Source organism: Dactylosporangium sp. NPDC049525, assembly GCF_040676755.1.
Classification (GTDB): Bacteria; Actinomycetota; Actinomycetes; order Mycobacteriales; family Micromonosporaceae; genus Dactylosporangium.
This window is the reverse complement of sequence record NZ_JBFAPO010000023.1, coordinates 1-21,887: the sequence shown is the minus strand read 5'-3', so window position 1 is coordinate 21,887 and position 21,887 is coordinate 1. Positions and strand designations below refer to the sequence as shown.

The 21,887-nt window shown below is 72.7% G+C and carries 21 protein-coding genes; 7 read left to right on the top strand and 14 right to left on the bottom strand.

Annotated elements, in window-relative coordinates; translation table 11 throughout:
* Positions 1-8: 8 nt before the first annotated feature.
* Entirely contained in the window at positions 9-896 is an 888-nt protein-coding gene (gene era / locus AB0K00_RS29140; RefSeq protein WP_363526315.1) for a GTPase Era, read from the bottom strand.
* A gap of 15 nt (positions 897-911) precedes the next feature.
* Positions 912-4,385: an FtsK/SpoIIIE domain-containing protein gene (locus AB0K00_RS29135; RefSeq protein WP_363526312.1), complete on the bottom strand. Its 3,474-nt coding sequence runs from the start codon at positions 4,383-4,385 to the stop codon at positions 912-914.
* Between the two features lie 211 nt (positions 4,386-4,596).
* Here AB0K00_RS29135 and AB0K00_RS29130 point away from each other — a divergent pair, with 211 nt between their 5' ends.
* Positions 4,597-5,295 (top strand): HAD family hydrolase, encoded by a 699-nt coding sequence (locus tag AB0K00_RS29130; protein ID WP_363526309.1) that lies wholly within the window; start codon positions 4,597-4,599, stop codon positions 5,293-5,295.
* Here AB0K00_RS29130 and AB0K00_RS29125 read toward each other — a convergent pair.
* From AB0K00_RS29125 to AB0K00_RS29100, 6 genes are all read right to left on the bottom strand, one after another.
* The gene (locus tag AB0K00_RS29125; protein WP_363526307.1) at positions 5,265-6,179 is read right to left on the bottom strand and encodes an aminotransferase class IV; all 915 of its coding nucleotides are present in this window, start codon (positions 6,177-6,179) and stop codon (positions 5,265-5,267) included. The genes AB0K00_RS29130 and AB0K00_RS29125 overlap by 31 nt on opposite strands.
* A gap of 6 nt (positions 6,180-6,185) precedes the next feature.
* The gene (locus AB0K00_RS29120) at positions 6,186-6,698 is read right to left on the bottom strand and encodes a MarR family transcriptional regulator (RefSeq protein ID WP_363526304.1); all 513 of its coding nucleotides are present in this window, start codon (positions 6,696-6,698) and stop codon (positions 6,186-6,188) included.
* Between the two features lie 394 nt (positions 6,699-7,092).
* Positions 7,093-7,449, bottom strand: a complete 357-nt coding sequence (locus AB0K00_RS29115; RefSeq protein ID WP_363526301.1) for a cytidine deaminase — start codon at positions 7,447-7,449, stop codon at positions 7,093-7,095.
* The gene (locus tag AB0K00_RS29110; protein WP_363526298.1) at positions 7,442-8,755 is read right to left on the bottom strand and encodes a hemolysin family protein; all 1,314 of its coding nucleotides are present in this window, start codon (positions 8,753-8,755) and stop codon (positions 7,442-7,444) included. Before AB0K00_RS29110 ends, AB0K00_RS29115 begins: the two co-directional genes overlap by 8 nt.
* A 5-nt stretch (positions 8,756-8,760) precedes the next feature.
* Positions 8,761-9,213: an rRNA maturation RNase YbeY gene (ybeY, locus tag AB0K00_RS29105; protein WP_363526295.1), complete on the bottom strand. Its 453-nt coding sequence runs from the start codon at positions 9,211-9,213 to the stop codon at positions 8,761-8,763.
* A gap of 23 nt (positions 9,214-9,236) precedes the next feature.
* Positions 9,237-10,292, bottom strand: coding sequence for a PhoH family protein (locus AB0K00_RS29100; protein ID WP_363526292.1), 1,056 nt, complete (start codon positions 10,290-10,292; stop codon positions 9,237-9,239).
* 277 nt (positions 10,293-10,569) lie between these two features.
* On the opposite strand from AB0K00_RS29100, the gene AB0K00_RS29095 reads away from it, so the two are divergent.
* A complete protein-coding gene (locus tag AB0K00_RS29095; protein ID WP_363526289.1) occupies positions 10,570-11,340 on the top strand; it encodes a VOC family protein in 771 nt (256 codons plus the stop codon).
* Here the strand turns inward: AB0K00_RS29095 and AB0K00_RS29090 are convergent.
* Complete coding sequence (locus tag AB0K00_RS29090) at positions 11,337-12,686, bottom strand: serine hydrolase domain-containing protein (RefSeq protein ID WP_363526286.1); 1,350 nt, start codon at positions 12,684-12,686, stop codon at positions 11,337-11,339. The two genes, AB0K00_RS29095 and AB0K00_RS29090, sit on opposite strands and share 4 nt — an antisense overlap.
* Positions 12,683-13,033 (bottom strand): histidine triad nucleotide-binding protein, encoded by a 351-nt coding sequence (locus AB0K00_RS29085; protein ID WP_363526283.1) that lies wholly within the window; start codon positions 13,031-13,033, stop codon positions 12,683-12,685. Before AB0K00_RS29085 ends, AB0K00_RS29090 begins: the two co-directional genes overlap by 4 nt.
* Positions 13,034-13,066: 33 nt before the next feature.
* Between AB0K00_RS29085 and AB0K00_RS29080 the strand changes: the two genes are divergently transcribed.
* Positions 13,067-13,804 carry an SDR family oxidoreductase gene (locus AB0K00_RS29080; protein WP_363526280.1) on the top strand — a complete coding sequence of 246 codons (738 nt, stop codon included), beginning with the start codon at positions 13,067-13,069 and terminating at the stop codon, positions 13,802-13,804.
* A gap of 34 nt (positions 13,805-13,838) precedes the next feature.
* Here the strand turns inward: AB0K00_RS29080 and AB0K00_RS29075 are convergent, their stop codons facing one another.
* From AB0K00_RS29075 to hrcA, 3 genes are read right to left on the bottom strand one after another with little or no spacing between them, the layout of a single operon-like run.
* On the bottom strand, positions 13,839-14,534 hold the full coding sequence (locus AB0K00_RS29075) for a 16S rRNA (uracil(1498)-N(3))-methyltransferase (protein WP_363526277.1): 696 nt from the start codon (positions 14,532-14,534) through the stop codon (positions 13,839-13,841).
* Positions 14,531-15,655, bottom strand: coding sequence for a molecular chaperone DnaJ (gene dnaJ / locus AB0K00_RS29070; RefSeq protein ID WP_363526274.1), 1,125 nt, complete (start codon positions 15,653-15,655; stop codon positions 14,531-14,533). The genes AB0K00_RS29075 and dnaJ overlap by 4 nt, the downstream gene beginning before the upstream one ends.
* A gap of 32 nt (positions 15,656-15,687) precedes the next feature.
* Complete coding sequence (gene hrcA / locus AB0K00_RS29065; RefSeq protein WP_363526271.1) at positions 15,688-16,710, bottom strand: heat-inducible transcriptional repressor HrcA; 1,023 nt, start codon at positions 16,708-16,710, stop codon at positions 15,688-15,690.
* A gap of 185 nt (positions 16,711-16,895) precedes the next feature.
* On the opposite strand from hrcA, the gene AB0K00_RS29060 reads away from it, so the two are divergent.
* Entirely contained in the window at positions 16,896-17,522 is a 627-nt protein-coding gene (locus AB0K00_RS29060) for a DUF4870 domain-containing protein (RefSeq protein ID WP_363526268.1), read from the top strand.
* 67 nt (positions 17,523-17,589) lie between these two features.
* Here AB0K00_RS29060 and hemW read toward each other — a convergent pair whose 3' ends face one another.
* Positions 17,590-18,786: a radical SAM family heme chaperone HemW gene (gene hemW / locus AB0K00_RS29055; RefSeq protein ID WP_363526265.1), complete on the bottom strand. Its 1,197-nt coding sequence runs from the start codon at positions 18,784-18,786 to the stop codon at positions 17,590-17,592.
* A 17-nt stretch (positions 18,787-18,803) separates the two neighbouring features.
* Between hemW and AB0K00_RS29050 the strand changes: the two genes are divergently transcribed.
* From AB0K00_RS29050 to AB0K00_RS29040, 3 genes are all read left to right on the top strand, one after another.
* Positions 18,804-19,580 carry an enoyl-CoA hydratase-related protein gene (locus AB0K00_RS29050; RefSeq protein WP_363526262.1) on the top strand — a complete coding sequence of 259 codons (777 nt, stop codon included), beginning with the start codon at positions 18,804-18,806 and terminating at the stop codon, positions 19,578-19,580.
* A gap of 88 nt (positions 19,581-19,668) precedes the next feature.
* A complete protein-coding gene (locus AB0K00_RS29045) occupies positions 19,669-20,580 on the top strand; it encodes a hypothetical protein (RefSeq protein WP_363526260.1) in 912 nt (303 codons plus the stop codon).
* 147 nt (positions 20,581-20,727) lie between these two features.
* Entirely contained in the window at positions 20,728-21,648 is a 921-nt protein-coding gene (locus tag AB0K00_RS29040; RefSeq protein WP_363526257.1) for a phytanoyl-CoA dioxygenase family protein, read from the top strand.
* The last annotated feature ends 239 nt before the right edge of the window (positions 21,649-21,887 follow it).

Sequence of the window (21,887 nt, the reverse complement as noted above, 5' to 3'; positions counted from 1 at the left end):
CAGAACCCTCAGAATCCCAGGCGCCGCAGCTGCTTCGGGTCCCGCTGCCAGTCCTTCGCGACCCGGACGTGCAGGTCGAGGTAGACCCGGCCGCCGACCAGGTCCTCGATCTCGCGCCGGGCGCGGGTGCCGACGTCCTTGAGGCGGCTCGCCTGGTGGCCGATGACGATCGCCTTCTGGCTGGAGCGCTCCACGTAGATGTCGGCGAAGATCCTGGTCAGTCCGCCCTCCTCCTGGACGACCTCCTCGACGAGGACCGCGATCGAGTGCGGCAGCTCGTCGCGGACGCCTTCCAGGGCGGCCTCGCGGATGAGCTCGGCCATGAGGACCTGCTCGGGCTCGTCGGTGAGCATGCCGTCCGGGTACAGCTGCGGCGACGGCGGCAGGTGCTTGATCATGACGTCGACCAGGGTCTGGACCTGCGCCCCGGACACGGCGCTGACGGGCACGATGTCGGCGAACTCGCCGAGGTCCTGCACCGCCATGAGCCGCTGCGCGAGCTTGCCCCGGTCGACGAGGTCGGTCTTGGTGACGACGGCGACGACGGTCGCCTTCAGCGCGGCGATCTCCCCGGTGATGAACCGGTCACCGCGCCCGATGTCCTCGTCGGCGGGCAGGCACAGCCCGATCACGTCGACCTCGCTCCAGGTGGCCCGGACCAGGTCGTTGAGCCGCTCGCCGAGCAGGGTCCGCGGCCGGTGCAGCCCCGGCGTGTCGACGAGGACCAGTTGCGAGTCCGCCCGGTGGACGACGCCCCGCACGGTGTGGCGGGTCGTCTGCGGCTTGTCCGACGTGATCGCGATCTTCTGCCCGACGATCGCGTTGGTGAGCGTCGACTTGCCCGCGTTGGGCCGGCCGACGAAACACGCGAAGCCTGCGTGATAGTTGTGCTGCACGATGGTTCAGCGTACTCAGACCTCGAGCTGCAACTGGCGGGGGCGCTGTGCAGGTGTTGTGTGCGCCGCCGCGGAGAGGGCCACCTGCAGCTCGATCGTGCCCTCCACGAGCCCCCGGCCGGCGGATCGCAGCACGATGCGGCCCGGCATGAGCCGCGACAGCGACGTCGGCACCGCGCTGCGCTGCTCGGTCGCCAGGACGACATGCACGCCGACGGCCTTGCCGCCGACGGCGACGCGGATGAGCGCGTCGTTGAGCCGCACGTCGTGGCCGTCGACGAGGACCAGGACGCGGGCGCCGTCGTGCTCGGCGAGCGCGGCCCGTTCCACAACGAGTTTCTCGATCGTGGCGAGCAGCGCCTCGGCGGGTTCCACGGCGGTGCCGTCGACCCGGTACACGCGCAGCCGGGTGCCGTCGAACCGCTGCGCGAACGACGCCGCGACCGTGTCCAGCAGGGTGCTCTTCCCGGCGCCGGTGGGCCCGAAGACGAGCAGGTGGCCGAGTTCGTCGAGGTCCAGCTGCCAGACCTGGCGGGCCTGGGAGTTGGGCAGGTCGACCATGCCGATCGCGGCGGCGAACGCACCCGTCTCGGGCTGTGTCAGCTCCTGCAAGGTGTACGTGGGTGCCAGCGGCGGCTGCCACGGCCGGGGCTGGTCGGGCACGCGGGCCTCGCGGTGCGCGGCGGTGATCGCCTCCACCAGGCGCTGCAGGTCCGTGGGCGCGGAGTCGTCGCCGCCGACGGGCGCGTCGAGCGCCTCCCGGTCGACGAGCCCGGACTCGAAGCGCACTTCGGTCACCGTCGTCGGGGTCGCGCGGCGGCCGGCCGGGGACCGGAACCCGCCGTAGGCGACCTGGACGGCCTGGAAGCCGCCCTCGACGGTCCGCACGAACGCCCGCCCCGCCAGCAGCGGCGACAGGTGCGCCGCGTCGGGGCGTTCCAGGACCTCGAGGCTGTCGGCCTCCTCCTCGACCCGCAGCGCGATGCGCAGGTCGGCCTCGGCGCGCAGGTCGTCGTCGACGGCGCCGTGCGGTTTCGCGGTGGCCAGGAGCAGGTGCACCCCGGCGTGCCGGCCGCGGCGGGCGAGCTCCCGCAGCCCCGGCACGAAGTCGGCGGGTGCGTCGACGAACTCGGCGACGACGACGAGCAGGTTCGCCGGCGCCGCCGCCGGGAACTTGCGTTCCATCTCCACGATGTCCTTGACCGAGTGCCGGCGCAGGACCGCCTCGCGGCGGCGCAGCTCGGCGTTGAGCGACACGAGGACCCGGCGGGTCTGGTGCGCGTCGGTGTCGGTGAACACGCCGACGGTGTGCGGCAGGTCGACGCACTCCGCGAACGTGCCGGACGCGGGTTCCTCGGCGGCATCGTCGTCGTGGCCCGGCCAGTCGACGAGGACGAACGTGAGACGGTTCGCCGGGTACGTGGCGGCGAGCGCGGCCAGGTAGGACCGCAGCAGCCACGACCGGCCGGAGCCGCCGACGCCGGCGACGAGCCCGTGCGGCCCGTCGCGGCGCAGGTCGACGGTGACGGGGCCGACCCCGCCGGCGGCCGTGCCGCCGAGGCCGATCGGTGCGGCGAGGCCCCGGTCGCGGGTCGACGGCACCCAGCGTTTCACGATCGCGCTCGGGCTCAGGTCGGTCAGGTTCAGCACCTCGGCGAGCGGCGCCACCCGGGGCGCGGCTCCACCGGCGGCGTCCGGGGTCGCGGCGAGGGCGTGGGCGACCCGCGACGCGACGTCGGCCGGCAGCGGCTCGCCGTCCTGCACGGACACGCCCGCCGGCAGTTCCGCCGGGGTCCGCGCGCCGATCAGCAGGCTGATCCCGCAGCGCGGCCCTTCCTCGACGAGGCGGTTCAGGGACGCCGGCGGCACCAGCGACGGGTCCGGCAGCACGACGACGACGTGCGGCACGAACGACTCCGCGATGGCGTGCCGGCCGCGGCGGCGCTGCCGCAGGAGCGCCTCGACGAGCGCGAGGACCTGCCTGCGGTCCTCCTCGGCGGCGGCGATGGTCCGGGCGCCGGGGGCGATCGCGGCGGTCAGCGTCCGGGTGTGCGGCAGCCAGCCGGTCCACGTCCACTGCGGCGCGTCGCTGAGCACGACGACGGCGAGGTCGGTCGGGTTGGCGAGGGTCGCCAGCTGGGTCAGCCAGGACCGCAGGACGCCGTCGGCGACCTCGGCCGGGCCGGCGACGCCGAGCGCGCCGAGGACCCGCAGGTCGGCCTCGACGGGCACGTCCCGGTCGACGGCGTGGCGTTCCCGCAGGGCGTCGGTGCGTTCGACGTGCGCGGGGTCGGCGCCGGGGCCCGCGGGCGGCTGCTCGAACCGCAGCCGGCCGGGCAGGTCCGCGGTCCGCAGCCGCAGCGTGAGGAAGTCCCGGTCGTCGGGCCGGCGGATCCACAGCCCGCTGCCACCCGGCCCACGGTGCTCGGCTCGGTCGGTGCGCTCCATGCGCTCGGTGCGCTCGGTGCGCTCGGTGTCGGCCGGGTGCGGCTCCGCGCCGCGGGCCCCAGCGCGAGCCTCAGCGCGCGGGTCGGCACGGGCATCAGCGCGAGCCTCAGCGCGTGGGTCGGCGCGCGCCTCAGCGCGGGCCTCGGCGCGGGCGGTGCGGGGGTCGGCGGCGTCGATGTCGGAGGCGTACCGCTCGGCGGCCCGCGCGAGGTGCGCCAGGCTCGGCGTCGCCGACCGGCGCGTCCGCAGCACCGCGCGGTGCTTGACGGCGGCGTCGGCCTCGGCCCGTTCGACGGCGGCGGCGAACTCGACCACCGGGTCGAGGGTCGAACGCCGGAACTGCAGGCGCCGCTTCCTCGCCGGTTGCGGCACCGCGGGCAGCCAGACCGCCGGCGGCGGGCCGGCCGGCGCGGGTAGCGCCGCCGGGACCTCCTCGACGGTGACGAGGGTCGCACCGAGGCGCAGCAGCTGCCCGGCGGTGAGGGTCACCGTGCCGTGCAGCGGCTCGCCGTCGATGCTGGTGCCGGCCGGTGAACGCAGGTCGGTCGCGGCGACCTCGTGGCTGCCGATGCCCAGGTGAAGGTGGCGGCGGCCGGCGGTCGGGTCGGCCAGGAGCAGGTCGCAGGCCGGGTCGGTGCCGATGACGAACTCGCCCGCCGGCAGCGGCAGCCACCGCCCGGCGTCCGGGCCGGCGACGACCAGCAGCTCGAAGCGGTGCTCGGCCGGGCCGGGCGGCGTCATCGGGGTGTCCGGGGCCTGCTCGGGCGGCCCGAGCACGACCGTGTCACCGCAGCGCAGCCCCTGCCCGCCGAGCGGGCGGGCCGGGTTGAGCCGCCGGCCGGTGCGCATGTTCCAGGCCCAGGTCGCCTGCTGCGGCCGGTCGGCGGGGTCGAGACCGCCGAGGAGCGCGGCGATCAGGTCGGTGACGGTGCCGGTGTGATCTGCCCGCAGGCGGACCGTCCGGTCGTGTGCCGACCCGGCCGTCTCGGACGACGTCGTGGAATCTCGTCGCGCCACTCGCACGTCGATCAGCAGGTCCATCGACCGGCCCCTTCCTTCCCGCGCAGTGCTTTTCCGTCGGCTACCTGTCGGCGTTGTCCAGTAGGCCTGGTGGCGGGGCGGGCGCACTGCAGGGCTCCGCATCCGACAGTAGGCGCCGGAAGCCCCAGTGGATCGCATCGACGCGCACCAGGATTCCGTCACATACACGAGTAAAACTGGCTGAATGCCACGTCGGTTACCCTCGTTGCCCATGACGGTACGAGTGGCGATGTGGTCCGGCCCCCGCAACATCTCCACGGCGATGATGCGCAGCTTCGGTGCCAGGCCCGACACGGTCGTCGTCGACGAGCCGCTGTACGCGCACTACCTGGCCGTCACCGGCCTGGAACACCCCGGCCGGGAGGAGATCCTCGCGTCCCAGCCGGTCGACTGGCGGGAGGCGGCCGGGGCGCTGCTCGCGCCGGTGCCGGCGGGGGTGTTCTACCAGAAGCACATGACCCACCACCTGCTGCCGGACATCGGCCGGGAGTGGCTCGGCTCGGTGCACAACGCGTTCCTGATCCGGGACCCCGCGTACGTGGTGGCGTCGTACGCGAAGGTCCGCGGTGAACCGACCCTCGCCGACCTCGGGTACGAGCAGCAGGTCGAGATCTTCCGGGCGTACGGCGGGCCGGTCGTCGACGCCGCCGACGTCCTGCGCGACCCGGCGGGCACCCTGGAGCGGCTCTGCGACGCGCTCGGCATCGGCTGGGACCCGGCGATGCTGGCGTGGCCCGCCGGCCGTCGCGACACGGACGGGGTGTGGGCGCCGCACTGGTATGCGGCGGTCGAGGCCTCGACCGGGTTCGCGGGGTACGACCCGCGCCCCGCCGACGTCCCGCCGCACCTGTCATGGCTGGTCGAGGCCGCCACCCCGCTCTACACGGAGCTGTCCGCCCACAGCCTCTGAGCGTGCGCGCGGGCGTGCGCCGTGTACACCCGCGCGAGGCGGGCGGTGACCGGGCCGACCGTGCCGTCGCCGACCGGCCGGCCGTCGATCGCCACCACGCCGGCGATCTCGCCCATGGTGCCGGTGCAGAAGACCTCGTCGGCGGTGTACATCTCGACCTGCGACACGTCGCGGACCTCCACCGGGAACCCTTCACCGGGCGCGAGCCGCAGCACCGTGTCGCGGGTGATGCCCTCCGGGCAGGCGACCGCGCGCGGCGTGACCAGGCGGGCGTCCACGACCGCGAACAGGTGCGTCGCGTTGGTCTCGGCGACGAACCCGCGGCCGTCGAGCATCATCGCGTCGTCGGCGCCGGCGAGGTTCGCCTCCAGCTTCGCCAGGATCGAGTTGATCAGGTTGTTGTGGTGGATCTTCGGGTCGAGCACGTCCGGGCCCGGCCGCCGGACGCTGGCGGTGACGAGGGTGAGCCCGCCCGTGTCGTACACCGGCGGCTTGTGCTCGGCGAGCACGATCAGCGTGCAGCCGGCCTGGTTGAGCCGCGGGTCCATGCCGCTGGTGACCTTGACGCCGCGGGTCAGGGTGAGCCGCACGTGCACGCCGTCGCGCATGTCGTTGGCCTCCAGCGTGGCCCGGACCGCGGCCACGATGTCGGCGTCGGCCGGGACCTGCTCGAAGCCCAGCGCCCGCGCCGAACGCCGGAGCCTGGCGAGGTGCTCGTCGAGGCCGTAGATGCCGCCGTCGTAGACCCGCAGCCCTTCCCAGACGGCGTCGCCGCCCTGCACCACCGAGTCGAACGGTGAGATGCCGGGCTCGTCGCGGTGCCGCAGCACGCCGTCGACCCAGTAGCGGATGTCGGCGTTGCGTGGGTCGTAGCGTTGCAGCACGGTTCGTCAGGCTCCTTCGTGTACGGCTTCGTCGCCCAGTTCGACCAGCAGCTCCCGCAGGCTGCGGATGGTGTCGTGCTGCAGCTCCTGCGGCACCGGGGCGAACAGCCGCGCCTGCGCCTTCGTCACGGCCCGCACGACCCGCTCGGCGGCGGTGACGCCTTTCGGGGTGAGCCTGACCCAGGCGACCCGCGCGTCGGCGGCGTCGGCCTCCCGCTCGATGACGCCGTCCTGCTGGAGCCGGCGCAGCACGTTGCTGATCCCGCCGGACGTGAGCAGCAGGCCGCTGGCCAGGTCGGAGGGTTTCAGCGCGTACGGCGCGCCGGCCCGTCGCAGCGCCGACAGCACGTCGAACTCGGCCGGCGTCAACCCGACCGCGGCGGTCTCGGCGCGCACGACCTCCTGCAACCGGCCGGCGAGGCGGTGGATCCGCTTGCCGAGCTCCATCGCGGGCCCGACGGTGTCGGGCAGCTGCACCCGCCACTCGTCGACGACCTCGTCGACCCGGTCCCTGCGCACGTTGAAAGCCTATGTCACAGGTTCGCGGTCGTGAGTTCACGCCTCCGCCGCCGGGCGCCGCCCGGCGCCTGCCTCCCTGATCGCGGAACTTCGGTGGCGCCCCGGCCCCCGTGCGGTTCCGTGATCACGACCGGCGGCTCCGAGCCCGCAGCGGGGGTTGTCGCGGCCGCAGGTCGCGGCGCGGCCGTTCACGGCCGCGGGCTTGTCACGGCCGCAGGTCGTGGCGGCGCAACTGTCCGCGGAGGTGGCAGGGCCAGGGCCGGCGAAGCTGGGCCCCGGCCCGGTGGCTGACGGGAGCGGCGGGCCGCGCCCACGACGGACTGGAGCCACGAAGGATGGGCCACCGGACGGCGGCGCGGTGCCGGTCGGATGTGTGGATCGCCCGCGGCCCCGGTCAGTCGGTGACGGTGGCGAAGACGGTGGCGTCGGGGGCGGCGAGGTGGATCGGGGCGGCCGGGGAGACGTCGCGGACGGCGGCGCGGCCCACGGTGTCCAGGGACGATGCCTCCGTCACGACCGCGGCCGCTTCGAGCTTGCCGGCGCCGGACGCGACCGCGGTCGCCACCGCCAGCTGCAGCGCGGTGATCGACAGTGAGGGCAGGGCGACGGAGGCGGCGTTGTAGGTGCGGCCGTCGCCGTCGCGGACCGCGGCGCCCTCGACGGCGCCGATGCGGGCGCGGGCGGCCCGGGCCAGGGTGACGAGCTTCGCGTCTTCCGCCGACAGGGGCGCGGGGACCTGGGAGTCAGGCATCGGCGTGCTGCCTTTCGCTGTCGTGGCTGGCCTGCTCCTCGTCGTCGGGGTCGGCCCGGCGGACGAGGAGGGTGTCGATGCGGTTGCGGCGGCCGGTGGTGCCCTCGGCGACGAGGACCAGGCCGCCGACGACGGCGGTCGCGCCGGGGATCGGGACGCGGCCGAGGGCCTGGGCGAGCAGACCGGCGACGGTCTCGACCTCGTCGGCGGGCAGCTCCACGTCGAACAGCTCGCCGAGGTCCTCGACCGGCAGGCGGCTGGTGATCCGGAACGCGCCGTCGGGGAGCTCCTCGATCGGGGGGCGTTCGGCGACGTCGTACTCGTCGGTGATCTCGCCGACGATCTCCTCGAGGATGTCCTCGATGGTGACGAGGCCGGCGGTGCCGCCGTACTCGTCGATGATGATCGCCATGTGGGTGCGGGCGGCCTGCATCTCGCGGAGCAGGTCGTCGACGGGCTTCGACTCGGGCACGAACGTGGCGTCGCGCATGACCTGGGCGACCGGCATGTCCCCGGCGGCGGTGTCGCCGCCGGAGGTGCGGCGGACCAGGTCCTTGAGGTAGGCGATGCCCAGGACGTCGTCGACGTTGTCGCCGACGACGGGGATGCGGGAGAACCCGCTGCGCATCGCGAGCATGAGGGCCTGGCGGACGGTCTTGTGCGTCTCGATCCAGACCATCTCGGTGCGCGGGACCATCACCTCGCGGGCGATCGTCGTGCCGAGCGCGAACACCGAGTGGATCATGTCGCGCTCGCCGTGCTCGACGACGCCGCGCTGCTCGGCGAGGTCCACGAGTTCGCGCAGCTCGATCGTGGTGGCGAACGGGCCTTCGCGGTACCCCTTGCCGGGGGTCACCGCGTTGCCGATGAGGATCAGCAGCCGGGCGAGGGGGCCGAGCATCGTGCCGAGCCAGCGCACCGGTGGCGCGGCGACCCGGGCCACCGCGTAGGCGTGCTGGCGGCCGATGGTGCGCGGGCCGACCCCGACGACGACGAAGCTGACCACCGTCATCGAGCCGGCGGTGATGAGCGCGGCCAGCCAGTCCCGGTCGCCGCCGACGGCCGCTGCGGTGACCAGGGCGACCAGGGTGGTCGCGGTCAGCTCGCACAGCAGTCGCAGCAGCAGGAGCAGGTTGATGTAACGGGCCGGGTCGGCCGCGATGACCTGCAGGGCGGTGGCGCCCGGCTTGCCCTCGCGGGCCAGCTCGTGGGCGCGGGCCGGGGACACCACGTTGAGCGCGGCGTCGGACATCGCGAACAACCCTGCCAGCACGACCAGCCCGGCGGCGGTCGTCAGCAAGGTCATGTCACTCACTTGCGCCAGCTCTCCAGGAGACGCGCCTGCAGGCCGAACATCTCGGCCTCCTCCTCGGGCTCGGCGTGGTCATAGCCCAGCAGGTGCAGGGTGCCGTGCACGGTGAGCAGCGCCAGCTCGTCGATCGTGGCGTGCCCGGCGGCGGCGGCCTGTTTCGCCGCCACCTCCGGGCACAGCACGATGTCGCCGAGCAGCGCGGGCTCGCCACCGCCCTCACCGGGGCCGTGGTCGACGCTGCCCTCGTCCATTGGGAAGGCCAGCACGTCGGTCGGGCCGTCGCCGTCCATCCAACGATGGTTGAGCTCCGTCATGTACTCGACGTCGACGAGCAGGATCGACAGCTCGGCGAGTGGGTTGACCCCCATCTCGTCGAGGGCGTGCCGCGCCACCGCGAGAATGGTGTCGGGGTTGACGTCGACGCCGGACTCGTTGGCGATCTCGATGGACAACAACTGCTCCTGTTGGAAGGGGGCTACCTGCGTCGCCCGCGGTCCGGGACGGCACGCACCGGCGGCTGCTGCGCCTCCTGTGCCTCGTCCCAGCGGGCATAGGCGTCGACGATCTCACTGACCAGCCGGTGGCGCACGACATCGGCGCTGCCGAGCTGGGCGAAGTGCACGTCCTCGACACCGTCGAGGATCTCACGGACCACCCGGAGGCCGCTGCGGGTGCCCCCAGGAAGGTCGATCTGCGTCACGTCGCCGGTGACGACGATCCGCGAGCCGAAGCCCAGCCGGGTCAGGAACATCTTCATCTGCTCGGGCGTGGTGTTCTGCGCCTCGTCCAGGATGATGAAGGCGTCGTTGAGCGTGCGTCCGCGCATGTAGGCGAGCGGCGCGACCTCGATCGTCCCGGCGGCCATCAGTTTCGGGATGGACTCCGGGTCGAGCATGTCGTGCAGCGCGTCATAGAGCGGGCGCAGGTAGGGGTCGATCTTGTCGTAGAGCGTGCCGGGCAGGAAGCCCAGCCGCTCGCCGGCCTCGACCGCCGGCCGGGTCAGGATGATCCGGTTGACCTGCTTGGCCTGCAACGCCTGGACCGCCTTCGCCATGGCGAGGTAGGTCTTGCCGGTGCCGGCCGGGCCGATGCCGAACACGATCGTGTGCTGGTCGATCGAGTCGACATACCGCTTCTGGCCGAGGGTCTTCGGCCGGATGGTGCGGCCGCGCCGGGAGAGGATGTTGAGGGTCAACACGTCGGCGGGGCGCTCCGAGGTGTTCTGCTCGAGCATGCCGACGGTGCGCCGGACGTTGTCCGGGGTGAGGGTCTCCCCCTTGCGCACCAGCTCGATGAGTTCGGCGAAGATGCGCTCGGCCAGGGCGTTGTCCGCGGCCGCGCCGGTGATGGTGATCTCGTTGCCCCGCACGTGCACGTCGCTGCTGACGGCCCGCTCGACGAGCTTGAGGATCTCGTCTCCCGCGCCGAGCAGCCTGACCATCGTGTGCGGGTCGGGGACCGTGATCTTGCTGATGGCCCGCACGGGCTGCTCCGACGACACTGCCGGTGCGGGGGTTGGGGTCTCGGTCATACGTCGGCCACGGTGGGCCTCAAGCACCTGCTTCCGGGGCTCGCTCTCCTGCTGGCTTCATGTCCAGGCTCTTCATGGTATCGGCTGACCGCCCCTCAGGCCGTTCCCATTTCTTGCCGATGTCCGGTTCGTACCTGATACGGCGAACATCCGCCTCGCCCGGATCGGGGTCGCCCGATCATGTCGTTCGCGCCGAAAGTCCGGACAGGCCCGCTCACACGGTGGTACTGAGGCAGGTGAGACATCGGCTGTACTCACCGGCAGGGGGCCCACACGGATGGTCGAGCGCAGCGGTTACGTCGACGGTGAGCCCTGCTGGGCCGACCTGGTCGCCCCCGACCTCGCCGCCGCCCAGCGGTTCTACTCGACGCTGTTCGGCTGGACGTTCCTGGACACCGGCGCCGACTTCGGGCACTACGTCATGTGCCTCAAGGACGGCAAGGTCGTCGCCGGGATGAGCCCGCCGATGCCGGGCGCCGAGCAGACCCCGGCCGCCTGGAGCCTGTACCTGATGTCACACGACCTGGAGGACACCGCCCGGCGGGTCGACACCGGTGGCGGCAAGGTCATCGTCGCGCCGATGGACATCCCGAGCAACGGCCGGATGCTCTTCGCCCTCGACCCGTCCGGCGCCGCGTTCGGCGCGTGGGAGCCCGGCCAGCACACCGGCTCGCAGCTGTTCGACGAGGACGGCGCGCTGTGCTGGGCCGAGGTCAACACCCGGGACCCGGCCGCCGTCGACACCTTCTACCAGGGCCTGTTCGGGTACCGGCAGACCCGGGTCGACGCCGACGAGCAGTTCGACTACACGGCGTGGAGCCTCGGCAACGCCGACCCCGTCGCCGGGCGGCTCACCATGACCGAGGCGTGGGAGGGCATCCCGCCGCACTGGATGGTCTACTTCGCCGCCGCGGACACCGACCGCGCCGCCGACCGGGTCCGGTCGGCGGGCGGCCAGGTCCAGCACGGGCCGTTCGACTCTCCGCACGGCCGCATCGCGGTCGTCGTGGACCCCAACGGCGCCGTGTTCACCGTCATCTCCCGTTAGAACCGGTACTTGTCGAAGGTCTCCTGACCGCGGGTGAAGCGGTACGTCGCCCAGTGCAGCAGCTCGACGGTGCCGTCCTCGGCGCGGGTCAGCCGCAGCAGCTCCCCCGTCTCCCGGCCGGACACGGTGCGGAACACGTCCTGCTGGCCGTCGACCGGCGCGAACACCGCCGGCGGCCGGTTCGCCGGCTGTTCCACCGCCCGGGCGTGCAGCGCGCCGCCGTGCCAGCTGAACACGTACTCGAAGCCCTCACCCCACCAGCGGCCGAGCACCGAGCGGTACCGCTGCGGCGGCGCCGGCGCGGGCGACCACGGCGTGATGTCGGCCGGGTCGCTGTCGACCGCCGCGGCGAGCAGCTGGTGCGCCAGGTCGATGACCTCACCGGCGGTGCCGGACGAGCCGAGCGCCGCCGCACCGAACGCGCCGGGGGTGCCGGTGCCGCCGACCCGCCCGTAGGCGCCGGCCAGGAAGCCCGGCATCGCGCCGTCGTGCCCGACGTGCACGATCCGCTCGGCGCCCGGCTGCGGCTGCAGGATCAGCCCGAGCCCCAGGCCCCGGGCCCACAGGACGTCCTCGGTGACGGCCCGCGGCGCCCGCATCTCCTCGACCGTCTCCACCGCCAGGACCGCCGAGGACTGGTCGACGGCCTTCGGGTCGGCCAGGAACGCCGCCCATTTCGCCAGGTCGGCGGCGGTGCTCCACAGCTGCGCCGCCGGGCCGACCGCGCCGAAGTCGTCGGGCGGCTCCGGGTGCGCGTAGTCGGACCAGGCGTCGACCTGATACCCGACGACGGCGCGGCTCGGCGTGACGACCGTGTCGTCCAGGCCCAGCGGGTCGAGGATCCGCTCCCGCAGCACCTCCTCCCAGGTGCCGCCGCGCAGCCGCCCGGCGAGGTGGCCGAGCAGGGCGATCGCCAGGTTGGAGTAGTGGAACCGCTGCCCGGCGGGCAGCACCCGCTCGGCCCGGTCCAGCTGGTCGAGCAGCGTGTCGACGTCGGGCGCCTGCATCGTGTCCCAGACGTCGCCGAACGGCTCCCGCTGCAGCCCCGACAGGTGCGACAGCATCCGGCCGACGGTCAGGTCGCCGTGCGCCTTCACCGGCAGGTGCCGCGAGATCGGGTCGTCGAGGTCCAGCAGTCCCTCGTCGCGGCACTGCATCACCAGGACCGCGGTGAACGTCTTGGTGACCGAGCCGATCCGCAGCTGGCTGCGCGCGTCGACGTCGGCGCCGACGGTGAACGTCCACAGCGGCCGGTCGGCGCGGTGGATCGCCACGCTGAGCGCCGGGACCCGCGCGTCGGCCTGGACCTGGCGGGCGAGCCGCTCGTACCGCTCCAGCGCCGTCATATGGACAGCATCGGGCCGAGCGGGCGGCCGCCGACGACGTGCCCGTGGACGTGGAAGACCTCCTGGCCGCCGAAGCCACCGGTGTTGAAGATCACCCGGTAGCCGTCCCCGGTCAGCCCCTCCTTCTCGGCGACCGCGGCGCAGCTGGCGAGGACCCGGCCGGCGAGCGCCGGGTCGGCGGCGGCGAGCGCGGCAATGTCCTGGTGGTGCGCCTTCGGGATCACCAGGACGTGCACCGGCGCCTTCGGTCCGATGTCGCGGAACGCCAGGGTGTCGTCGGTCTCGTGGACCACCGTCGCCGGGATCTCCCCCGCGACGATGCGGCAGAACAGGCAGTCATCAGTCACAGTCGCATCGTATTCGGCTTGTAGGGTGCTGCCATGTCTGGACGCAAGGTGTTGGTGACAGGGGCTTCCCGCGGTATCGGCGAGGCGGTCGCGCGCGCGTTCGCCGCCGACGGCGACGTGGTGGCGGTGCACCACCGCGACTCCGCCGACCTCGCCGAGAAGGTCCGCGACGGGCTGCCCGGCGACGGGCACGTGATCGTCTCCGGCGACCTGACCGACGCCGGCGCGGTCCAGGCGTTCGTCGACGGCGCCGCCCTGTCGCTCGGCGGCCTCGACGTCGTCGTCAACAACGCGGCCGTCGCGGTCGAGCACCCGATCCTGGAGGACGGCTACGCCGCGTGGCAGGCGGCCTGGCAGCGGACCCTGGCGGCCAACCTGACCGGCCCCGCCAACGTCTGCTGGTGCGCCGCCCGGCACCTCGGCGAGGGCGGCAGGATCGTCAACGTGTCCTCCCGCGGCGCGTACCGCGGCGAACCCCGCTACCCGGCGTACGGCGCGGCGAAGGCGGGGCTGAACTCGCTGACCCAGTCCCTGGCCCTGGCCCTCGCGCCGCGGGGCATCGCGGTCAACGCGGTGGCGCCCGGGTTCGTCGCCACCGACATGGGCAACGCCATCATGGACGCCGGGGACGGCGACGCGATCCGGGCGCAGAGCCCGTTCAACCGGGTCGCCCGGCCCGAGGAGGTCGCCGAGGCGGTGCTGTTCCTCGCCGGCTCGGAATGGTCCTCGGGCGCCGTGCTCGACCTGAACGGCGCGTCCTACTTCCGCTGACCCCGCCGTGCCTTTCCGCTGACCCTGGCGGGGTCTACCAGCGGCCGAGGCGGACCGACAGCGCCGCGAGGGCGGCGGCGCCCGCCGTCGACGTGCGCAGGATCTCGCGGCCCAGCCGGACCGGCACCGCGTCGGGGAACGCGGCCAGCTCCTCCGGCGCGATCCCGCCCTCCGGGCCGACGACGAGGGTGATGTCGCCGTCGAGCGGGACGGTCGACAGCGGCGCCGACGCCTCCTCGTGCAACAGCAGGACGGTCCCGGTCAGGGTGAGCTGCTTCGTGGTCCGCGCGTCGGTGACCTCGGGCAGCCAGGCCCGGCGGGACTGCTTGACCGCCTCGCGGACCGTGGCGCGCCACCGCTCGACCGGCTTGGCGTCCTTCCACCGGGCGATGCTGCGGGCCGCCTGCCACGGCACGATCCGGTCGACGCCGAGCTCGGTCATGAGCTGCACGGCCAGCTCGGCCCGCTCGCCCTTCGCGATCCCCTGCACGACGGTGACCTGCGGGTCGTAGGCGGGGACCCGGGTCAGCGCGCCGAGATCGAGATCGAGGGCGCCCTTGTGCGCGGCGGCAACAGTGGCCTCGAGCAGCCCGCCGCGGCCGTCGGACAACAGCAGCGCCTCTCCGGGGGAGAGACGCTGCACGTTGGCCGCATGATGACCTTCAGGGCCGTCGAGCCGCCACCGGTCCCCCGATGGCAGCTCGGCGACCAGGAAAAGCGGCAGGCTCACGCGTGGCCATTGAAGGCGTCCCGCACGCGGGAGAAGAAGCCGCCCTGCTTGGACAGCTCGGCGACCTCCTCGCCGCGGGTGCGGGCGAAGTCGCGCAGCAGCTTCTCCTGCTCCGGCTCCAGCCGGGTCGGGGTCCGCACGTCGAGGTGGACGTGCAGGTCGCCACGGCCGGCGCCGCGCAGGTGCGGGACGCCCTTGCCGCGGATGCGCAGCGTCTGGTTGGGCTGGGTGCCGGCCTTGACGTCGACCGTCTCCTCGCCGTCGAGGGTCTTGATCGTCAGCCGGGTGCCGAGCGCCGCCGCGGTCATCGGGACGGTGACCCGGCAGTGCAGGTCGTCGTCCTTGCGCGAATACACGTCGTGCGGGCGCTCGTGGATCTCGACATACAGGTCGCCGGGCGGGCCGCCGCCGGGGCCGACCTCGCCCTGCTGGGCCAGGCGGATGCGCATGCCGTCCTCGACCCCGGAGGGGATCTTCACGGTCAGCGTGCGGCGGGTGCGGACCCGGCCGTCGCCGCCACAGGTCGCGCACGGGTGCGGGATGACGGTGCCGAAGCCCTGGCAGGCCGAGCACGGCCGGGCCGAGACGACCTGGCCGAGGAACGTGCGCTGCACCGACTGGACCTCGCCGCGACCGCCGCAGATCTCGCAGGTCGTGGGGTGGGTGCCGGGCGCGGTGCCGGCGCCGGAGCAGGTGGTGCACACCACCGCGGTGTCGACGGTGATCGGCGCCTCGACGCCGAACGCGGTCTCGTGCAGGTCCAGGTCGAGCCGCAGGATCGCGTCGGCGCCCGGCCGGATCCGCGGCCGCGGCCCGCGACTGGCGGTCGTGCCGAAGAACGCGTCCATGATGTCCTGGAACCCGACGAACGCGCCGCCCTGCGGGCCGCCGCCACCGCCACCGGGTGCCAGGGGGTCGCCGCCGAGGTCGACCATCTCCCGCTTGCGCGGGTCGGACAGCACCTCGTAGGCCGCGTTGATCTCCTTGAACTTCTCCTGTGCCACGGGGTCCGGGTTGACGTCCGGATGAAACTCGCGCGCCAACCGCCGGTAGGCGCGCTTGATCTCATCGGCCGTGGAGTCCCGCTTGACACCGAGAGTCCCGTAGTAGTCCTTCGCCACTGAGTCCTATGCCCCTGACTCGTCCATGAGGTTCAACTTTGTCCCAGCAGATCGCCGACGTAGCGTGCCACGGCGCGCACCGTGGCGATGTTGCCGGGGTAGTCCATCCGGGTCGGCCCCAGCACACCCATGCCGCCCACGACAATGGAGCCCGGCCCGTAGCCGGTCGCCACGATCGAGGCGCTGCGCAGGTCTTCGATCTCGTTCTCGTCGCCGATGCGGACCCGGGTCATGCTCGGCTCGACCTCACCGAAGAGCTTGAGCAGGATGACCTCCTCCTCGAGCGCCTCGAGGATCGGGCGCAGCGAACCCTGGAAGTCCAGCAGCCCGCCGCGGGCGAGGTTGGCGGTGCCGGCGAGGGCGATCCGCTCCTCGGTGCGCTCCACCAGGGTCTCCAGCAGCACGGTCGACAGGGCCGTCATCGGCGGGCGCAGGCTCGGCGAGGACTCCTCGACGAGTGCGACGACCAGCGGCGGGGTGTCGACGAGGCGCTTGCCGACCAGCTTCTCGTTGATCCTGCGGCGCAGCTCGGTCACGTCGTCGGCGAGGATCGGGCCGGGCAGGTCGACGAGCCGCTGCTCGACCCGGCCGGTCTCGGCGATCATGACCACCATCAGCCGGGTGGTGGAGATCGGCACCAGCTCGAAGTGGCGCACGCTGGCCCGCGACAGGCTCGGATACTGCACGACCGCGACCTGCCGGGTGAGCTGCGCGAGCAGCCGCACGGTGCGGTGCACGACGTCGTCGAGGTCGACCGCGCCGATCAGGAACCGCTCGATGGCCCGCCGCTCGGCCGGGCTCAGCGGCTTGACCCGGGACAGCTTGTCGACGAAGAGCCGGTAGCCGGCGTCGGTGGGCACGCGACCGGCGCTGGTGTGCGGCTGCCGGATGTAGCCCTCCTCTTCGAGGACGGCCATGTCGTTGCGGACGGTCGCGGGCGAGACGCGCAGGTTGTGCCGCTCAACGAGGGCCTTGCTGCCGACCGGCTCCTGGGTTGCGACGTAGTCCTCGACGATGGCGCGCAGCACCTCAAGCTTGCGCTCGTCGAGAGCCATGCGCACCTCCCCAAGAACTTGGCACTCCCACTTTGCGAGTGCCAGTCTACGTCGCGCCCGCCGCCCACGGAATGATCGTCATGTGTGTGAACCGCCGCTATTGCGCCGGTCTGCGTCAAGTTTGTCCAAAAGAAGTCATGCCGCGTCGCTGGCCATACTTGATCGGTGCACCTACCGTGGCCCCCATGAGTGAACCACCTCGCCCCGGGGAATACGGCGTGCCGCAGGACCCCAACAACCCTTACTCGACGCCGGGCGGGGCGCAGTACCCGCCGCCGGGGCCTGACTACGGTCAGCAGCCGCCGGTCTCCGGTGGCGGTTACCCGCCGCCCACCAGCGGTGCCGGCTACCAGGACCCGAACGCCTACCAGCCGCCGGGCGGCTACCAGCAGCCCGGTGGGTATCAGCAGCCCGGTGGGTACCAGCAGCCGGGTCAGTACGGTGGCGGCTACCAGCAGCCCGGTGGCTACCCCGGCGCCGGCCCGGTCGGCTACGCCAACAGCGACGAGAAGACCTGGGCGCTGGTCGCCCACTTCGGTGGCATCTTCTTCGGCTTCCTCGCCCCGCTCGTCGCGCTGCTGGCCAAGGGCAACGAGTCGCCCACGGTCAAGGCGCACGCCAACGAGGCGCTGAACTTCCACATCACGTGGGGCATCATCCTGTTCGTGGGTGCCCTGCTCTCCGTGTGCACGTTGTTCATCTCGCTCTTCGTGCCGTGGATCATCATCATCGTGTTCGCCATCATCGGCGGCATGAAGGCCAACGGCGGCGAGCTGTACCGCTACCCGATGACCTACCGCTTCATCAAGTAACAAGTAAAAGACGCGTAGACACCAAAGGGGCGGCCCCGGCCGCCCCTTTTCCGCATGCCGAGCCGGCTCAGGTCAAGGCCCGCGCGACCCCGTCGGCGAGCAGCCGCCCCCGCAGGGTCAGCACCGCCCGGCCGGCCGCGAACGCGGACGGGTCCAGCTGCCCGTCGGCGAGACACTCCCGCGCCCCGGCCAGGCCGGCGTCGTCGAGCACGCCGAGCGGGAGCCCGTCGGCCAGGCGGATGCGCAGCAGGACGTCCTCCATGTGCCGCTCGTCCGGCGTCAGCACCTCACGGGCCTGCCCCGGCGACGCCGAGTCCGCCAGCCGCGCGGCGTAGGCGTGCGGGTGTTTCACGTTCCACCACCGCACGCCCCGCACGTGGCTGTGCGCGCCGGGACCCAGCCCCCACCAGTCGCCGCCGCGCCAGTAGAGCTCGTTGTGCCGGCAGGGCGAGTTGCGGGACCAGTTCGACACCTCGTACCAGGACATCCCGGCCTCGGTGAGGGCCTGTTCGGCGGCCAGATAGCGGTCGGCAGCCACGTCGTCGTCGGGGAACGGCAGCTCACCACGGCGCATGCGGGCCGCGAGCCGGGTGCCGTCCTCGACGATGAGCGCGTAGGCGCTGACGTGGTCGACCCCGGAATCGATCACCGTGCGCAACGACGCGGCGAAGTCGGAAGGCCGTTCGCCGGGCGTGCCGTAGATCAGATCCAGATTCACGCGCTCGAAGCCGGCGGCCTGCGCCTCGGCGACCGCGGCCGCGGGCCGGCCCGGCGTGTGCCGGCGGTCCAGCACCGCCAGGACTCCGGGCGCGACGGACTGCATGCCGAGCGAGATCCGGTTGAACCCGGCGGCGCGAAGCTGCCGCAGGCCGGCCGCGTCGACCAACTCCGGGTTGGCCTCCGTGGTGACCTCGGCGTCGCCGGCCAGCCCCCAGGTGCGGTCGATGCCGTCGAGGATGCGGCCCAGCTCCGACGGGGGCAGCAGCGTCGGCGTGCCACCGCCGAAGAAGACCGTGTCCACCCGGGGCGGCGCGACCACCTTCGCGGCCAGGGCCAGCTCGTCCAGGACCTGCTCGGCGTAGCCGGCGCTGAGCACGCCCTCGTCGGCGGTGTAGGTGTTGAAGTCGCAGTAGCCGCAGCGGCTGGCGCAGAACGGGACGTGGACGTAGACCCCGAACCCGGCCTCCCCCGCCGCGTCGGCGACCCCGTCGGGCAGCGCGCCGTCGCGCGGGATCGGCTCGCCTTCTGGCAGTGTTCCGGGCATTTCACTAGTGTGCCCGCATGCCACTCGTACGGTCACAGACGGCGCATGGCGTGGCGACGGTCACGCTCGACAGCCCGTCGAACCGCAACGCGCTGTCGACCGCCCTGATCGAGGAGCTCCTGGCCGCGCTCGCGGCCGCCGCCGGGGACGACGCGGTGCGGGTCGTGGTCCTGACCCACACCGGCCCCGTCTTCTGCTCCGGCGCCGACCTGAAGGAGACCGCCGCCGCGTTCGGGTCGGGCAAGCCGCCGATCAACCGGCTGGGCGAGGTGCTCACCGCGATCTGGGAGTGCCCGAAGCCGGTCGTCGCGCGGCTGACCGGGCCCGCGCGGGCCGGTGGCCTGGGCCTCGTCGCCGCCGCGGACCTCGCGGTGTGCGCGCTCGAGGCGACGTTCGCGTTCTCCGAGGTGCGCATCGGCGTGATCCCGGCAGTGATCTCCGCCACGGTGCTGCCGCGGCTGTCCTCCCGCGCCGCGGCCGAGCTGTTCCTGACCGGCTCGACGTTCGACGGTGCCCGGGCCCGCGAGATCGGGCTCGTCACGGCCGCCGTGCCCACCGACGAGGTCGACGCGGCCGTCGAGGCGTTCGTCGCGGCGTTGGTGCGAGGAGCGCCCGGCGCCGTCCGCGGCACGAAGGAACTCCTGCGCCGACAAAAAGCCGACACGTTCCGTGACGAGCTCGCGGCAATGACCGAGCTGTCCGTGTCGTATTTCGGTTCGGCGGAGGGAATCGAGGGAATCTCGGCATTCAGGGACAAAAGACCACCAAACTGGATCCCTGACGGCGTCGGCTGAACGGCCCGACTCGCCTCAACCCCGGGTGTAACGCGGGGAGGCAGTGGCGAGTGGGACGTACGCTGGTCAAGTTCTCAAAGGTCGGGAGGTGACGATGCGTACACGACACGTGCTGATGGTCCTGACGGCACTCGTCGTCGTCGCGGCCTTCGGTGTCTACGTGCTCGTGCAGCGGCTCGGCGACCACCTGCCGCAGCTGCTGCCGCCGGGCCGCGCCTGCGTGGTCAACGCCGGCAACGCCTCGGTCAACGCGAAGGGCACCGCCTCCGGCACCTCCTCCGGCGCCGACTCGGCCGTCGCCCTGGACGCCGAGCAGGTCGCCAACGCCGCGACCATCACCGCCGTCGGGCTGCGCCGCGGCGTGCCGCAGCGGGCCCTCGTCGTCGCCCTCGCCACCGCCTGGCAGGAGTCGAAGCTGGAGAACCTCGGCGGCGGCGACCGCGACTCCATCGGCCTGTTCCAGCAGCGGCCCAGCCAGGGCTGGGGCACCCCCGAGCAGGTCGCCGACCCGCGCTACGCGGCGAACGCCTTCTACACCGCCCTGCTGAAGGTCAAGGGCTGGGAGAAGATGCGGGTCACCGACGCCGCGCAGGAGGTCCAGCGCAGCGCCCTGCCCGAGGCGTACGAGAAGTGGGTCGACGAGTCGGAGATCATGGCCCGCGCGCTGAGCGGCGAGGCCACCAGCGCGGTCGCCTGCACCGTCACCGAGACCACCAGCCACGGCACCGAGGCGGCGAAGACCCTCACCGCCGGCGTGAAGCTCGACTGGGGCAACGTCAGCACCGCCGACGTCGCCGACCTGGTCGGCGTGGCGCTCAAGGTCCGCGAGCAGAAGACCGGCTGGCAGTATGCGCACTGGCTGGTGGCGCACGCCCAGGACCACGGCGTCAAACGGGTCGTCTTCAACGACATGGAGTGGACCGCGAAGAGCGGCGGCTGGACCCGGGTCACGCAGCGTGGCGGCGCCGCCGCCCAGCAGGTCGTCGCCGAGGTCTACTGACAGACCACGACGTTGCAGACGACCAGCAGGTTGTCGGCCGTTCGGGTGGGGTTTCCGCACTGTCCGGCAGCCAACTCCGGAGTCGGCCTCATGTGCACCTCGCGTTACCATCGGTCGTTCCCTGGTTGACGAAAGTAAGGGGAGGACATGACGTCCGCTGCACCCGACTACGGCGGTCTGACCGGCTATGAGCCGATCAGCGAGGCCGACCGCAAGGAATTCCTGGATCAGGGCTTCCTGCTGGTCCGCAACGTTCTGAAGGAAGACCACCGGGCCGAGCTCGAAGCGGCGATGGACCGGGTCTACGCCGAGGAGCAGGCGGCCGGCTCCAGCAGCATGAAGAAGGACGGCACGCTGCACCTGCTGGGCTTCCTCACCCGCGACGAACTGTTCGGGCACCTGCTGACCCAGCCGACGCTGTTCCCGTACATGTGGGGTCTGGCCGGCTGGAACATCTACACGCACCACAACCACCTCGACGTCACCCCGCCGGCGGCGGCGACCGAGGCCCCCTCGTGGGGCTGGCACCAGGACGGCTACCGGCAGAACTCCGACCCGGAGACGATGGACCCCAACCTGCCGCGGCCGATGTTCTCGCTGAAGATCGGCTATGTCATCTCCGACCTGTCGGAGACCGGCCGGGGCGCCACCAAGGTCATCCCGGGCAGCCACCTCTGGAACTCGCTGCCCCGCCCCGCGGACACCACGATCGAGAACCCCGACCCCGAGGGCACCGTGGAGATCACGGCCAACCCGGGTGACTGCTTCATCTTCGACCGGCGCCTCTGGCACTCGCGGTCGCCGAACTACTCGGACGTCACCCGCAAGATGCTCTTCGTCGGGTACACGTACCGGTGGATCCGCAACCTCGACGACATGCCGATCGACTACGACGGCGAGTGGTGGGCCAACCGCACCCCCGTCCAGCGCCAGCTGCTGGGCGAGGCCACGCACACGGCCAACTACTGGGGCATCAACTGGAACGGGTACATCGACGAGGAGATCCCGCTGCGCAAGGAGCTCAAGACGCGCGGCCTGCTCGACCGCTCCGTCCCCTGGCTCCGCTAGCCCGCTGTTCCGCCGAAGCGGCCGTGCACCTCACGTTTCCCGAGGCGCACGGCCGCTTCGGCGTTCCCGGCAGCAACAGCCTGCTCCGGTCCGTCGTGGGCACGGCCCGCCGCTCCCGTCAGCCACCGGTCGGCCGTGAACGGCCTCCCTGCCACCTCCGCGGCCGGTTGCGGTGACACGACCTGCGGTCGTGAACAGGCCCGCGGCCGTGAACGGCCGCGACACGACCTCCGGTCGTG

What these genes read in the sequence shown, in the direction of transcription:
- AB0K00_RS29100 (WP_363526292.1), bottom strand. Translation starts at nt 10,292, where the DNA reads ATGACCGAGACCCCAACCCCCGCACCGGCAGTGTCGTCGGAGCAGCCC.
- AB0K00_RS29050 (WP_363526262.1), top strand. Translation starts at nt 18,804, where the DNA reads ATGCCACTCGTACGGTCACAGACGGCGCATGGCGTGGCGACGGTCACG.
- AB0K00_RS29060 (WP_363526268.1), top strand. Translation starts at nt 16,896, where the DNA reads ATGAGTGAACCACCTCGCCCCGGGGAATACGGCGTGCCGCAGGACCCC.
- AB0K00_RS29110 (WP_363526298.1), bottom strand. Translation starts at nt 8,755, where the DNA reads ATGACCTTGCTGACGACCGCCGCCGGGCTGGTCGTGCTGGCAGGGTTG.
- AB0K00_RS29135 (WP_363526312.1), bottom strand. Translation starts at nt 4,385, where the DNA reads ATGGACCTGCTGATCGACGTGCGAGTGGCGCGACGAGATTCCACGACG.
- hemW (WP_363526265.1), bottom strand. Translation starts at nt 18,786, where the DNA reads ATGCCCGGAACACTGCCAGAAGGCGAGCCGATCCCGCGCGACGGCGCG.
- AB0K00_RS29130 (WP_363526309.1), top strand. Translation starts at nt 4,597, where the DNA reads ATGACGGTACGAGTGGCGATGTGGTCCGGCCCCCGCAACATCTCCACG.
- AB0K00_RS29080 (WP_363526280.1), top strand. Translation starts at nt 13,067, where the DNA reads ATGTCTGGACGCAAGGTGTTGGTGACAGGGGCTTCCCGCGGTATCGGC.
- AB0K00_RS29095 (WP_363526289.1), top strand. Translation starts at nt 10,570, where the DNA reads ATGGTCGAGCGCAGCGGTTACGTCGACGGTGAGCCCTGCTGGGCCGAC.
- AB0K00_RS29040 (WP_363526257.1), top strand. Translation starts at nt 20,728, where the DNA reads ATGACGTCCGCTGCACCCGACTACGGCGGTCTGACCGGCTATGAGCCG.
- AB0K00_RS29115 (WP_363526301.1), bottom strand. Translation starts at nt 7,449, where the DNA reads ATGCCTGACTCCCAGGTCCCCGCGCCCCTGTCGGCGGAAGACGCGAAG.
- hrcA (WP_363526271.1), bottom strand. Translation starts at nt 16,710, where the DNA reads ATGGCTCTCGACGAGCGCAAGCTTGAGGTGCTGCGCGCCATCGTCGAG.
- AB0K00_RS29090 (WP_363526286.1), bottom strand. Translation starts at nt 12,686, where the DNA reads ATGACGGCGCTGGAGCGGTACGAGCGGCTCGCCCGCCAGGTCCAGGCC.